This is a genomic window from Subtercola sp. Z020, from assembly GCF_002931235.1.
Lineage (GTDB): Bacteria > Actinomycetota > Actinomycetes > Actinomycetales > Microbacteriaceae > Subtercola.
Genome location: NZ_PSTT01000075.1, coordinates 38,860 through 52,354, shown reverse-complemented (window position 1 = coordinate 52,354; position 13,495 = coordinate 38,860). Strand labels below are relative to the sequence as shown.

At 70.2% G+C, this 13,495-nt stretch carries 12 protein-coding genes and 2 tRNA genes; 7 read left to right on the top strand and 7 right to left on the bottom strand.

The window, feature by feature from the left end:
* Positions 1 to 1,788, bottom strand: a 1,788-nt coding sequence (locus tag C5B96_RS10410) for a glycoside hydrolase family 13 protein (RefSeq protein WP_104245299.1), incomplete at its 3' end; no start/stop codon positions are given.
* Positions 1,789 to 1,884: 96 nt separating this feature from the next.
* Here C5B96_RS10410 and C5B96_RS10405 point away from each other — a divergent pair.
* A tRNA-Thr gene (locus C5B96_RS10405) sits at positions 1,885 to 1,959 on the top strand.
* A gap of 26 nt (positions 1,960 to 1,985) precedes the next feature.
* Positions 1,986 to 2,059: transfer RNA gene (locus C5B96_RS10400), tRNA-Met, on the top strand.
* Between the two features lie 99 nt (positions 2,060 to 2,158).
* Here the strand turns inward: C5B96_RS10400 and C5B96_RS10395 are convergent.
* From C5B96_RS10395 to C5B96_RS10385, 3 genes are all read right to left on the bottom strand, one after another.
* Positions 2,159 to 3,040, bottom strand: coding sequence for a manganese catalase family protein (locus tag C5B96_RS10395; RefSeq protein ID WP_104245298.1), 882 nt, complete (start codon positions 3,038 to 3,040; stop codon positions 2,159 to 2,161).
* A 130-nt stretch (positions 3,041 to 3,170) separates the two neighbouring features.
* A complete protein-coding gene (locus C5B96_RS10390; protein WP_233189125.1) occupies positions 3,171 to 3,890 on the bottom strand; it encodes a DUF6766 family protein in 720 nt (239 codons plus the stop codon).
* Positions 3,891 to 3,971: 81 nt separating this feature from the next.
* Complete coding sequence (locus C5B96_RS10385) at positions 3,972 to 4,469, bottom strand: hypothetical protein (protein ID WP_199176622.1); 498 nt, start codon at positions 4,467 to 4,469, stop codon at positions 3,972 to 3,974.
* Between the two features lie 43 nt (positions 4,470 to 4,512).
* Between C5B96_RS10385 and C5B96_RS10380 the strand changes: the two genes are divergently transcribed.
* Positions 4,513 to 5,148, top strand: coding sequence for a GrpB family protein (locus tag C5B96_RS10380; protein WP_233189124.1), 636 nt, complete (start codon positions 4,513 to 4,515; stop codon positions 5,146 to 5,148).
* Here the strand turns inward: C5B96_RS10380 and C5B96_RS10375 are convergent.
* From C5B96_RS10375 to C5B96_RS10365, 3 genes are read right to left on the bottom strand one after another with little or no spacing between them, the layout of a single operon-like run.
* Complete coding sequence (locus C5B96_RS10375; protein WP_233189123.1) at positions 5,123 to 6,304, bottom strand: ABC transporter substrate-binding protein; 1,182 nt, start codon at positions 6,302 to 6,304, stop codon at positions 5,123 to 5,125. The two genes, C5B96_RS10380 and C5B96_RS10375, sit on opposite strands and share 26 nt — an antisense overlap.
* 40 nt (positions 6,305 to 6,344) lie before the next feature.
* Positions 6,345 to 6,989, bottom strand: coding sequence for a flavin reductase family protein (locus C5B96_RS10370; RefSeq protein ID WP_104245304.1), 645 nt, complete (start codon positions 6,987 to 6,989; stop codon positions 6,345 to 6,347).
* Positions 6,986 to 8,107 carry an urea carboxylase-associated family protein gene (locus C5B96_RS10365; RefSeq protein WP_104245295.1) on the bottom strand — a complete coding sequence of 374 codons (1,122 nt, stop codon included), beginning with the start codon at positions 8,105 to 8,107 and terminating at the stop codon, positions 6,986 to 6,988. The genes C5B96_RS10370 and C5B96_RS10365 overlap by 4 nt, the downstream gene beginning before the upstream one ends.
* A gap of 109 nt (positions 8,108 to 8,216) precedes the next feature.
* Here C5B96_RS10365 and C5B96_RS10360 point away from each other — a divergent pair, with 109 nt between their 5' ends.
* Genes C5B96_RS10360 through C5B96_RS10345 form a run of 4 tightly spaced genes read left to right on the top strand, consistent with a single transcriptional unit; the run spans position 8,217 to position 13,417 of the window.
* A complete protein-coding gene (locus tag C5B96_RS10360) occupies positions 8,217 to 8,939 on the top strand; it encodes a GntR family transcriptional regulator (RefSeq protein ID WP_104245294.1) in 723 nt (240 codons plus the stop codon).
* Positions 8,940 to 8,977: 38 nt separating this feature from the next.
* Complete coding sequence (locus tag C5B96_RS10355) at positions 8,978 to 9,739, top strand: HEAT repeat domain-containing protein (RefSeq protein WP_104245293.1); 762 nt, start codon at positions 8,978 to 8,980, stop codon at positions 9,737 to 9,739.
* Positions 9,740 to 9,749: 10 nt separating this feature from the next.
* Positions 9,750 to 12,488: an alpha/beta fold hydrolase gene (locus tag C5B96_RS10350; RefSeq protein ID WP_104245292.1), complete on the top strand. Its 2,739-nt coding sequence runs from the start codon at positions 9,750 to 9,752 to the stop codon at positions 12,486 to 12,488.
* Positions 12,485 to 13,417: an ABC transporter permease gene (locus C5B96_RS10345; RefSeq protein WP_104245291.1), complete on the top strand. Its 933-nt coding sequence runs from the start codon at positions 12,485 to 12,487 to the stop codon at positions 13,415 to 13,417. The genes C5B96_RS10350 and C5B96_RS10345 overlap by 4 nt, the downstream gene beginning before the upstream one ends.
* The last annotated feature ends 78 nt before the right edge of the window (positions 13,418 to 13,495 follow it).

Genomic DNA, 13,495 nt, shown 5'->3' with positions numbered 1-13,495 from the left:
GGGTGGCCAGCAGCGGCTCGAGGCGCGCGGCCAGACCGTGGTGTCGGGGGGCAGCACGGCCTCGGTGACCGGGTCGCTCGCGAGCAGCAGCTCGCCGAGCTCCTCGAGCGGCAGTTCGACGGGTGTCGTGCCCGTGTTCGCGATGACGGTGATGCCCTGGTTCGTGAACGCGAGCACGTCGCTGCCGAACCCGAGGTCGTCGAGCCAGCCGAGCCGGCCAAAGCCCAGGTCGTGCTCCCCGCGCAGGGCGAGGGCGAGCTTGTAGAGCTCCAGCGTCGAGCCGGGAACCCCGCTCTGCGAGTCGCGAGCGTACATGTCCCAGCCCTCGGGCTGCGGCAGCCAGGCCGCCGAGCCCGGGCCGAAGCCGTAGCTCGGCGCGCCGGCCTCCCACGGGATCGGCACGCGGCATCCATCTCGCCCGTAGCGCTCGCCGTGCGTGCGGAACCAGGTCGGATCCTGCCGGGCGGCGTCGGGCAGGTCGATCGACTCGGGCAGGCCGAGCTCCTCGCCCTGGTAGATGTACGCGCTGCCGGGCAGTGCCAGCATCACGGCAGAGGCGGCACGCGCACGGCGCACGCCGGCGACCGGGTCGGGCCGGTCTTCGTCACGCGGGCCGATGCCGTCGCCCTGCAGGTGGCCCGGGCCGAGCGAGAGCCGCGTGGCGTGCCGGATGACGTCGTGGTTCGAGAGCACCCAGGTGCTCGGCGCGCCGACGGTCGCGAACGAGGCGATGGAGGTGTCGATGACGAGCCGCAGCTCGTCGGCCGACCAGTTCGCCGAGAGGTAGGTGAAGTTGAACGCCTGGTGCATCTCGTCGGGGCGCACCCAGCGGGCCAGCTTGTTCAGCGGCTCGACCCAGGCCTCTGCGCAGAGCACGCGTTCGCCCTCGTACTCGCTGAGCACGGCGTTCCAGTCGCGGTAGATCTCGTGCACACCGTCCTGTGCCCAGTAGGGCGGGGTGGGGATGTCGTCGACGTCTTCGGGTTCGACCTCGAGCGGGATCGCGCCCCCACCCATGCTGCCGGCCTCTGCGGGCGGCGTGTAGTCGGGCAGGCCGGCCTCCTTGATGAGGCCGTGCGCGACATCCACCCGGAAACCGTCGACGCCGCGGTCGAGCCAGAACCGCAGGATGTCACGGAACTGGGCGCGCACCCACTCGTTCTCCCAGTTCAGGTCGGGCTGCGAGATGTCGAAGATGTGCAGGTACCACTGACCGGGCGTGCCGTCGGGGTTGGTGATGCGGCTCCACATCGGGCCGCCGAACACCGACTCCCAGTTGTTCGGGGGAGTGTCGCCGTTCGGGCCCAGGCCGTCGCGGAACATATAGCGGTCGCGTTCCTCGCTGCCCTCGGGCGAGGCGAGGGCGGCCTTGAACCATTCGTGGTCCCACGAGGTGTGGTTCGGAACGAGGTCGACGATCACGCGGATGCCTTCGGCGTGGCTCGCTTCGAGCAGGGTGTCGAAGTCGGCGAGCGTGCCGAAGCGCGGGTCGACGTTGCAGTAGTCGGCCACGTCGTACCCGGCGTCGTGCTGCGGGGAGGTGAAGAAGGGCGAGAGCCAGATGGCGTCGACGCCCAGTTCTTTCAGGGCGGGCAGCCGCCCGGTGATGCCGGCGAGGTCGCCCAGCCCGTCTCCGTCGGAGTCGGCGAACGAGCGCGGGTAGATCTGGTAGATGACGGCGGAGCGCCACCATTCGGAACCTGTCGCCACCAGGGTCTGGGGGTCGACCGACCCCAGCGTCACTGTTTCTGTGGGCTCGCCGATGTCGGGATTCAGCTCGGTTGTCATGCTAAAACCCTAATGGGGTCGGCCCGGTCTTTTTCCGGCGCTGGGTGATGCTATTCTCTTACGGTGCCAAAAGCCGCCCCTCGGGCGCTGTTGCGCGCCCCCTTAGCTCATTGGTAGAGCACTTCCTTGGTAAGGAAGAGGTAGTGGGTCCGATTCCCACAGGGGGCTCCACCCCGGTTCGTCAGAGGCCGGGGTTTGGCGGGGTAGCTCAGGTGGTTAGAGCACACGGCTCATAATCGTGGTGTCGCGGGTTCAAGTCCCGCTCCCGCTACGAAGGCCCCGAGATCTCGCCGTCTCGGGGCCTTCTTCATTCCTGGTGGCGGGTGCTGGATGCCGACACCGGCGTGCAGCGCCGGCACCCCGTGCCGGTCTACTCCTGGTGTTTGCGGTCCTTCTTCGCGGCCTGCTTCACCTCGGCCGCGTTCGGCAGCGGCGTCGTGCCGAAGTACCGCGGGTCGGGGATGGTGGGCGGCGGCATCGGTACTCCGGCATCCGGAGTCTCGACGTAGCTGAACGTGCCGCGACCGTCGGGCGTCGGCCCGTTCGCCCAGGCCCCCTCGCCGGCCTGCGCGCCGTCGGAGAAGTTGATGAACTGGTACTCCACGGGCTCGAACTCCTTCTCGCGGGGCAGCTTGTTCGGCACGGGGATGTCTTCGTAGCCCTCTTCGCGGAGTTCCTGCGCCGCAGCGATCCACTGGTTCTGGTGCGCCGTGTCACGGGCGGTCAGAAAGCCGAGCATGTCACGCACGCCGGCGTCGTCGGTCTGGTGCAGGATGCGGGCGACCTGCAGCCGCCCCTGCATCTCGGCGTTCGCGTTGGCGACGAAGTCGGCGAGCAGGTTGCCGCTCGCCGTGATGTAGGAGCCCTGCCACGGGTTTCCGTTGCTGTCGACCGGCCGGGCGCCTGCACCCGCGACGATGGCGTGCTGCACATCCATGCCGCCGACGACCGCCGCGACGGCGGGGTCATCCTGGATGGCGTCGTCGGAGATGCCCTGCGGGGCCTTCTCCAGAAGCTGGGCGATCATCGTGGCGATCATCTCGACGTGACCGATCTCCTCGGCGCCGATGCCGTAGAGGAGGTCACGGTACTTGCCCGGGATGTGGGCGTTGAACGCCTGGAAACCGTACTGCATGGCGACGGTGATCTCGCCGTACTGGCCGCCCAGAATCTCCTGCATCTTGCGGGCGTACACGGCATCGGGCTTCGCCGGGGTCGCGTTGTACTGTAATTCCTGCTTGTGGAAGTACACGTCACTCTCCTTCTCGTCGGTGGTGGAGTGTGCCTGACGAACGGCCGCGGTACGACCCGCCCCGACACAGCAGCCACGGTAGGCACCAAAGACGGCGCCGGGCAGGGGGTGACTTTCGTGGGTGGGTTCGCTAACGGGCGTCGTCGTGGGGCGCCCCGACCGGCTTCGACTCGGGGGATCCGCGCTGACGGAGGAACACCGAGAGGATGACCATGCTGCCGACGGCCAGGAACTCCGACTGCCAGTTCTGCAGCGTGCGGTTCCAGAAGTCGGGCTCGATGAGGTACTCGGCCCAGCTCACCGCTGCCTGGTAGCTGTTCAGCTGCTGCTCGTCGAATGCGACGACTCCGGCGACGGACTGGGCGAGCCAGGAGAGCACGAAGATGCTGCCCATGACGATCAGCAGCGAGTTCGAGAAGAGCGTCTGGCGCAACCCGTCTGCCGCGGCCCACCTCGGCGAGGAGGGCGTGGCCGACGCGTGGATGTTCTGGTCGGCATCCGATCCCGGGCCCTCCTCACCGGGTTTCTTCGACTCGGGCGAGCCGCGCTGCACCAGCCAGACGGTGACGGCGATGTAGAGGAAGAACTGGAGGTATTCGGACTGCCAGTTCTCGGCGACGTCGGCCGCGAAGCTCGACGAGGTGACGTACTGCAGGTACCCGATCTGTTCGAGGCCGTCGCTGACCTGGGTGTCGTTGAAGGTGGCGTGGCCGGCGAACGACTGGGCGGCCAGCGCCCCGAGGAAGAGCAGCAGGAACGCGGTGCTCAGGCCGTTGTCGCGCAGGAAGGCCCTCAGGCGCTTGAAGGCCCTCACGCGCTGGGAGGCGCTCGCGCGCTGGAAGGCGCTCATCGGTGCAGCAGCCCCATCGTGAAGATGAAGACCAGCCCGAGCGCGATGAGCCCGAGGTACGTGCCGAACAGGGTGCGCATCTCAGTCCCCCGTCACAGTGCAGTCGTAGGGGGCGTCGCCGTTCGGAGTGCAGCCCGCAGCGCGAACCGCCCACTGCCCGCCGGCTATGGTCAGGAAGACGGTGTCGTTCTCCAGCCGCACGACGGCCGCCCGCCCATACGCTTCGTCGCCCACCGCCGGCCCGCCACTGGGAAGATCGAGCGACAGGATGCCCGTCGGGCAGCTGGCGCCCGTGGCCTCTTCGACGGTGTGGAGTGCGCCGGGGGCGAGCAGGCCGCACGCTGCCGCCCCGTCTTCGGTGGCGATCGCCGCGGAGAACCGGGAGGCGACATCGGCCGCGGCCGCCGCAGACGGCAGGGCGGCCGAGCAGCCGGTTGCGGCTGCGGCACTCGCGATGATGGCCAGCAGTGCGAGTGGATGACGGATGCGCATGGTGCCCTTTCGACGAATGCGCGCCCAGAATACGACCACTCGGCCGCCGGCGGGAGGGGTGGTGCCGGAGGCTGCCGGAGGGTTCACGCGGAAGGGCGAGTACCGTGATCGGTGGTCGAAAGGAGTCACCGTGCCCGATCGCACACCGCCGCTACCGCCGGCGTCACCGCCGTCACCGCCCACGCCGCCCCCGCGTCGCGCAGACGTCACCACCGTCGAGATCGTCGGAGGAGCCGAGCCGCTCACCGTCACGCTCCAGCCCTCCGACGCGCGCTGGGCGGAGCTCTACCTCGATCACGAGCGGCGCATCCGGGCGGCGCTCGCCGAGCATTCGCCGCTGGAGGCGGAGGCGGTGGGCATCGAGCACATCGGCTCGACCTCCGTGGTCGGGCTCGCCGCCAAGCCCATCGTCGACATCGTCGTCACGGTGCCCGACATCACCGCCGAGGAGGACTACCTCGACGCGTTGCTGGCCGCCGGCTACGAGCTGAGGGTGCGGGAGCCGGGGCATCGCCTCGTGCGCACCCCCACCCGCGACGTGCACGTGCACATTCTCGAACGGGGCGACCCCGCGGTCGGTGAGTACCTGCTGTTCAGGGACCACCTCCGCTCCGATGCCGCAGACAGGGCCCTCTACGAGAACACGAAGAGGGCCCTGCTCAGCAGGCCGTGGAGCGACATGAACGCCTACTCCGATGCCAAGACCGAGGTGGTCGCGGCGATCAAGGAGCGGGCGCGGCTCAGAAGCCGATCGACGGGTCGATGAACTCGTTGGTGGCGATCGTCGCCGGGGCGAGGTCGGTGGCAACCGTCTTGCCCTGCGCGGCGAAGAGCGGCGTCGCGATGTCGATGATCTTCTGCACCCGGTCGAGGTCGAAGTTGCCGACCGTGCTGTCGGGGCCGTTCGCCACCAGGCCCAGGTCGACCTGCGCCTTGGCCGAGTAGGCGGCGACACCGGCGCTGTAGACCCAGCCGTTGTTGAACTCCGAGACCGCCTTCACGATCAGGTCGTCGGTCGCCGCGGGGTCGGTGTAGTAGTCGACGGTCGCCTGCTGCAGAATCGGCACCAGCTTGGTGAGGCACGGCGACATCTTCTCGAGGTCACCCGTGCGCACTGAGAGCGCCGACGCGTAGATGGGGTAGCCGGCGTCGTTGATCAGCTGGAAGGCGACCGGCTTTCCCCAGGCGGGCACCTCGTTCTGGTAGACGTACGGCTCGACGGTCGCAAAGCCCTGCTGGGCATCCTTTCCGCCCGCGGCAACGAAGTTCGCCGGTGTGCCGTCGTAACTGCCGTCGACGTTCGCCGTCTTCAGGATGCCGCTGCCGGTGAGATAGTCCATGTACGTGGCGCCGCCGAAGTAGCGTACGACGGCGTCGGTCTTTCCGAGGTCGGCGATCGTCTTGACGTTCGGGTAGGTCGCCGGGTCCCACATGATGATCTGCGGCCCCACCTCGAACGGCGCGAACACGGCGGTCACCGGCTGGTCGGCCGAGAGCTGCACGGCCTCGTCGGTGTTCGCGTAGCCGAGGGTGATCGTCGGGTCGGCGTACTGCTGGCTGGTGACCGTCTGAAAGCCGATCGCCGGCCCACCCGAGCGCACTTCGACGTTCACCCCGGTGTAGGCGCCCGACGCGTAGAGAGGCCCGGAGACCGCCTTCTTGCCCGAGTCGATGACCGGGTTCGGCCCGATCAGCTGGTAGAGATCGCCCTGCTCCGCTTCGGGGTTCCAGTCGGTCTGGATGACGATGTTCGCGGGGCAGACACCCGAGAGGTCGACGGCACCGATCGGTGCGTCGGAGACCGGTGCCGCACCGTCGGCCGAGGCGCCGGCCGTGGAGCAGGCGCTGAGCAGCGCGGCGGAGGTGAGCAGAACGGCGGTTGCGGCGGATGCACGCAGCAGCCGAGAGCGGGTGGTGGGCATGGTGGGGCTCCTTCTTGATGGGGCGGGGTGGGAACAGGGGTCAGAGCTCATCGATCGTCGTCGTGCGCGCGGCGGGCTGCGTTCCGTCGCGCGGCAGGGAGAACCTGTCGCGCGTGGTCGTGTAGAAGCTCGCGCCGAAACGCGCCACGGGAGCGTAGTCGGTGAGGCGCACGCGCCAGGTGTCGGTGTCGATCAGGTCGCCCCGGGTGTGCAGCGAGACGATGCGGCCGATGAAGATCTCGCGGCTGGTCGTCTCGAGCTTCTCGTGCAGAACGCACTCGAAAGCGACGGGTGCCGAGACGATCGTCGGAGGGGCGACGAGCGACGAGGCGATGGTGCTGAGCCCGTGCGCCTCGAGTTCGCTCGTGCCGTAGGGCAGCGATGCGCTGCTGCGATCGGCCGCCTCGGCCAGGTCTTCATCGACCATGTGCACGACGAACTCGCCGTTCAGGTCGATGTTTCGGGCGGTGTCCTTCTGGCCGCCGCCCGCGGCCCTGTTCAGGCTGACCAGCAACAGCGGCGGCTCTTCGCCGAGCATGCAGAACATGCTGAACGGGGCGGCATTGGTGACCCCCGCGGCGTCGACCGTCGTGACGAAGGCGATCGGCCGCGGCACGATCAGGCTCGCCATGAGTTTGTAGCGCTCGTACTCGCCGAGCTCGCTGAAATCGATGTCGACGCTCATGGAGTGTGCGTCGCCGCCCACCACGCGAACACGACATCGCGGAGCGCGTCGCCCCTGTCGCTGTAGAGCTCGCGCCGCCACAGCTCCGAGAGCAGGCCGGAGGTTGCAGCATCCACCTCCACCTCGACGGCGTCGTAGACGATCGGCGCGTTCGTGAACCGGGGCACGTAGTCGGGATCGCGGGTCAGTTCGCGCTGTGAGCGGATGATCGGCTGGCGGAACTGCGCCACGGTGCGCTGGGTGTCGTAGGCGGTGAGCGCGGGCACACGGTCGAGGTCGGCGTCGGATGCCCGCAGCCGCTCTATCTTCACCGGCTTGATCGAGAAGTTGCTGGTCTTCATGATGTCGGCGCCGCAGACGTTCGGAACCGCCAGCACATCCATCACCGCCAGCAGTTCGACGGAGTCGCCCGTGACAGAACTCTGCCGGTCGATCACCGGCAGCCCGTTCACGATCGCTGTGTTCATGAAGAAGTTGAACGAGTCGTGCACATCGTCGGGAGTGAGGCCGTACTCCCGCTGCGCCTCGGCCTGGATGTCGGCGCAGTTCGTGTGCGAGGCGTAGCCGTAGGCCGACTCGTAGAGGTTCGCGCTGCAGCGCGGAAAGACGACGTCGTTGCAGTGCGCGGTGTCGTCGAGCAGGAACATCATCGCCCGTTCGCGGGGCGGTGACGACCAGAGGAAGTCGCCCGCGCCCGGGTTGATGCCGTGCAGCGTGCGCGTGCGGCCGGTGTGGAAGAACTCGCGGTAGTCGTGCAGGTTGAAGCAGTTGAAGTCGACACACTGCGCCCCGTCGATCTGCTCGATGCGGAGGATCTCTCCCGCCTTCATCTCGATGGCTCTGCCGGTGCCCGGCTGCAGCACGAACTCCTCCAGCAGTTCGCGGTGCGTGCGGTCGGCGGGTTCGATGTCGTCGCGCCAGCGGAGGGGCCGCCCAGAGACCGCGGGAACGGGGAAGGTGGAGAGCGCCCCTGACGCCGTCTCGTTCACGGCGCGCTCGACCAACGCCGCGAGGGTCGGTGCTTCGCCGGCCTCGACACTCCGTGCGAGGAGCTGGCGCTGCTGCTGGTTGAGGTGGAGGGTGACCCGTTCGGTCAGGGTCTGTGTCTCGGATGCCATGGGTCAAGTATGCGACAAACAGGTGTTTGGTATACGTAAAGTCTGTGTTTCGCATACGTTACGAACACAATTCGGCGCCGCTGGGGACCCCGCTCGGTAGACTGCCGCTGTGACCGACGCACACACCTCCGACAGTGGCTCGCGACCGAATCGCGGCGCGACCGCCTACTCGGCCCTGCGCGAGGCCATCATGGAGAACGCCCTGAAACCCGGGGTCAAGCTGCCGGAGGAGGATCTCGGCCAGCACTTCGGCGTCAGTCGCACGCTCGTGCGGGCCGCGCTCGCACAGCTGGCTCTCGAAGGTCTCGTGGAGATCGGCAAGACCAAGTCGGCGACCGTGGCGCAGCCGACGACCGCCGATGCCCGCGAGGCGTTTGAACTGCGCCGCGCCCTCGAACGCGAGGTCGCCCGCCAGGTGGCCGAGCGGTGGAATGCCGACAGCCAGGCCGCCCTCGAAGCCCACATCGCGGCGGAACGCACCGCCTCAGACGAGGGCAACCAGAAGCTCTCCGTGCGCCTCGGCGCCGAGTTCCACATCCTGCTCGCCGACATGGCCGGCAACTCCCTGCTGCGCCGGTACGTCTTCGAGGTGGTGGGCCGCACCACGCTCATCCTCGCGGTGCACGGCCAGGCGCATCCCCAGAACGACAGTCTCGACGAACACATCCGGCTGGTCGAGGCGCTGAAACGCGGCGACGCGGCGACAGCGTCGCAGATCGTGGATGCGCACATCCTGGCGGTCGAGAACCGCGCGCTCGGCGACCTCGGTCCCGACGAGGGGGCGGGTCTCTCGCAGATCCTCAGCAGATACGCCCAACCGGTTCGTCGATAGGGGCTCCGAGTCCCGCCGAACGGTATTAACTGGAGGGTATGACCCCGACCGACTCCACCGGCCCCGCCGACAGGTTGAGGCGGGCGCTGCAGACCGCGTCGTCGTCGGATCGGCTGCAGAGCGCGCTCGCCGCGGGCACCCGCCCCGACCCGGCCTTCGTCGAGGTGCTGGTTCAGCGATGCGCCGTCGAGCCCGATTTCTTCGTGCGCGACATGCTCACCTGGGCGCTGCTGCGGCATCCCGCCGCGCGCACGGTGCCCCGGCTGGTCTACGAGGTCGGTTCCGACGTGCCGCAGGCGCGCAGCCAGGCCCTGCACACCCTGTCGAAGATCGGCGACCCCCGGGGGTGGTCGGCCATCAGCACAGAGCTGCTGCGCGACCCCGACGACAGCGTCGCCCGCAGTGCGTGGCGCACCGCGGCTGGCCTCGTGCCAGCAGGGCAGGAGGCGGGGCTCGCCGCCGAACTGGTCAGCCAGCTGGGCCGCGGCTCGCGGGAGACCCGCCAGAGCCTCAGCCGGGCCCTGGCCGTGCTCGGCGAGGTGACGCTGCCCCTGCTCGAGGCTCGTCGAACGGATGACCGCAGCGGCGTGCGGCTGCATGCCGCCGTGAGCGCAGCGCTGGTGCGCGACCCTAAGGCGTCTTTCGACAGCCTCTACGAGGAGGCGCAGCGGGCGGACGCCGCCGCCCGTGCCCGCGCTGCGGGCGGCCCGGCTGCGAGCGCCGCCGCCGCTGCCGGCGACCCCGCGGGGAGCGCTGCCGGCGCGGAGAGCGGCCCTGCGGCGAGCGGTGCCGGTGCTTAGGCGGCGTCGGATGCCGTGGGCCACCCGGCTGGCCGCGGTGGCGCTCGCGGCCTCGATCTTCGCCGTGACGGCGGGCGCGACCGCAGTTCCCGCCAGCGGTGCTGCGACCCCCGCCGCCACGGCCTCGACCGCCTCGAACGGACCCGCGACCCCGGCCAGCGGCGACGCGACCCCGGCCGGCGGAGACGCGACCGCGACCCCCGCCACCACCGGCGACGGCGGCGGCGTACGCTCGTTCTTCGTGCAGGTGCCCGAATCGCCCGGCAGCAGCGCGAGCATCCCGCTCGATGTCGACCTCTACACCCCCGCCACCACCCCGGCGCCGGCCGTACTGCTGGCTCACGGCTTCGGCCAGACCAAGACCGACCTCGCCCCCGAGGCCCGCGAACTGCAGGCTGACGGCTATGTGGTGCTCGCCTACACCGCCCGCGGGTTCGGACAGTCCGGCGGGTCGATCGGTCTCGACTCCCTCGACGGTGAGGTTCCGGATGCCCGGGCCCTCGTCGACGTTCTGGCCGGTGAGCCGACCGTGCAGAAGACCGACGGTGACGACCCCGTCGTCGGCGTGGTCGGCGGATCGTACGGCGGCGCCCTCGCGCTGATGCTCGGAGCGACAGACCCCCGCGTCGACACCGTCGTCGCCGCCATCACCTGGAACGACCTCGCCCAGGCACTCGTGCCCACGTCGGCGGCCACCGTGCTGGGCGACCAGGCGACGACCGCGCCCGCGACCGGCGGCTCCGCGACCGCGACCGCGACCGCGTCCGCGACCGGCGCCGGCTCCGCGACCGCCCTCCGCGACTTCAAGGCGGGCTGGGCCGCCCGCCTCTACGGGGCCGGAATCGCGCCCGCGGCTGACGGAGCACCCGCGAACCCGTGCGGCCGGTTCACGCCGGCGTTCTGCGCGCTCTACCAGGGCCTGATCTCCGGCGCCCAGCCGAGCGCAGCCGACCTCGCGCTGCTGGCCCGCTCGTCGCCCGCCACGGTTCTGTCGGGCATGCGCGCCCCGACCCTGCTGCTGCAGGGCATCCAAGACAACCTGTTCGGCCTCGACCAGGCCGACGCGAACGCCCGCCAGCTCGCGGCGGCCGGCGCCCCGGTGCAGGTGCGCTGGTTCAACGGCGGTCACGATGGGGGAGGCATCGGGGGTACCGACACGATCATCGAATCGTGGCTCGCCGACCACCTCGCGGCAGACCTCCCCGTTCCGTCGACGTTCAGCTACGCGGTGCCGCCGAGCGCCACGACGTTCGCTCAGACCTTCACGGCCGCCGCCTATCCGGGCCTGGGCGGGGCGGATGCCCGGCAGCAGATCACGCTGGCGGGGCCGGAGACCACCGTCGTCAACCCGCCGGGCGGCGAACCGGCCTCGGTGACCGGCATCCCGGGGCTCGACACCAGCAGCGCAGCAGGGCTCGCGGCCTCCGCTCTGCTCGGAGCCGCCGATCCGCCGGCCGAGCGGGCGCGCTTCGTCTCGCCGGCGCTCGCGGCACCCGTGGTGCTGGCGGGCGCGGCCACCGTGCCGCTCCGCATCGCGCCGGCGGTGCCCACGACGGCTGCGGGTGAGGCGCTGCTCTATGCGCAGCTGGCGGTGCAGAGCGGCGACACGGTGCGCGCGCTGCCCGGCGGGGTCGCGCCCCTCCGGCTCGTGCTGCCCGCCGACGGAGCCACCGTCGAGGTCACTCTGCCCGCCACCGCCTACAGCTTCGCCGCCGGAGACCACCTCGTGCTGACCCTGCGCACGACCGACTCGCAGTTCTCGGGTGCGACAGAGCCGGCGGCCTACACGGTTGCCGTGGCCGGCCCGATCAGCCTGCCGACGGTCGCGCCCGCTGCGGTCGACAGCAGCGAGGGGCAACCGCAGCCCGGCGTGCTCCTCGGCATCGCGGCGACACTCCTGGCCGCCGTGCTGCTGGTGGTCGGGGGGATGGTCGTGGCTCGCCGGCGCCGGGCGCGGGGCGAGCGTGAGCTGCCCTCGCTCGACACACCGGCGGTGCCCACGGGCGAGGCATCCACACGCACGCCCACACCCGCCCTGCAGATCGAGGGGCTGACGAAGCGCTTCCGCTCGGGGTTCCTGGCGGTCGACGACGTCTCGTTCACGGTCGAACGCGGCCAGGTGCTCGGCCTTCTCGGCGAGAACGGGGCCGGCAAGACCACCACGCTCCGCATGGTGACGGGGCTGCTCCGGCCCGACACCGGCATCGCTTTCGCCTTCGGCGTGCCGATCGCCCCGGGTTCCCCTGTGCTCGCCCGCGTCGGCTGCTTCATCGAGGGCCCCGGGTTTCTGCCGCACCTCTCCGGTCGCCGCAATCTCGAGCTGTACTGGGCGGCGACGGGCAGGCCGCGCGCCGAGGCCCGCTTCGACGAGGCCCTCGCGGTCGCCGACCTGGGCGGCGCGATCGCGAAGCCGGTGCGCGGCTACAGCCAGGGCATGAGGCAGCGCCTGGCGATCGCCCAGGCGATGCTCGGGATGCCCGACCTGCTCATTCTCGACGAGCCGACGAACGGGCTCGACCCGCCGCAGATCACCGCACTGCGGGGAGTGCTGCGACGCTACGCCGAAGGAGGCCGCACCGTGATCGTGTCTTCGCATCTGCTCGGCGAGGTGGAGCTCACCTGCACCCACGTCGTGGTGATGTCGCACGGCAGAGTGGTCGCCAGCGGTGCGGTCGATGAGGTCGCCGGCGGGGGCCGGCTCGAGACGGCGTTCCTCTCTCTCATCGGCGCGACGGAGCCGTCGGCATGAGCATCCGGAGCGACGGGCGGGCCCCCGGGGCACCGGATGCTGGGGCACCGGATGCCTCTGGGGCACCGGATGCCGCCGCAGCGCGTCGGGGTCGCGGTGCGATGCCGTTCCGGGTCGAGCTCGCCCGCCAGCTCAGCCAGTGGCGGGTGCGCATCGTGCTGCTCATCCTCGTGCTGCTGCCCGTCATCGTGCGGGTCGCCCTGCTCATCGGCGGCGCACCGCCCACGAACAGCAGCGCCGCGTCGAGCGGGGGAACGGCATCCGCTCTCGTCGCCCTCGCGCAGGCGAGTGGCGGCACCTTCACCGCTTTCGTGCTGCAGCTCACCCAGGGCTTCCTGATGACGCTGATCGCCGCCCTGCTGTACGGAGACATGATCGCCGGCGAAGCGTCGCGGTCGACGCTGAAGTACCTGCTGACCATCCCGGTGCCGCGGCTCCGCCTGCTGGCGGTCAAGGTCGCCGTCGCCTCGACGCTGCTCGTCGTCGGGCTGGTGGCGCTCACCCTCGTCGCGCTCGTCGTCGGGGTGCTCTCCTACGGGCCGGGCGGCATCCACGTGCCCGGCGGCCCGGTGCTCGGTCTTGCCGACTCGCTCGGCAGGCTCGGCCTCGCGACCGCGACCGGAGCCGCTGTTCTGCTCTGGGCGGCAGGACTCGGCACGCTGCTCACGGTCGTGTCGAACTCGCCGCTCGCCGCCGCAGGGGGAGTGGTGCTGGTGTCGATCCTGTCGCGGCTGCTCGACTCGATTCCGACGCTCGGAGACCTCCGGGTCGTGCTGCCCACCCACTATTCGACGGCGTTCAGCCAGTTCCTCACCGCCCCGACCGATCTTGCCCCCGTTGCCGCCGCCGTGCTCTCCGGTCTTCTCTGGGCGCTCGTGTTCGGCGCGGCAGCGGCGTGGTGGTTCCAGCGCAAGGACATCTCTAGCTGATACAGATTGGTTGGGCCAAAACCTTGCCTTGCCTCCCCGGGCGGGGATAAAGTCGGTTCTGGGTCGAAAGCGGTCAGG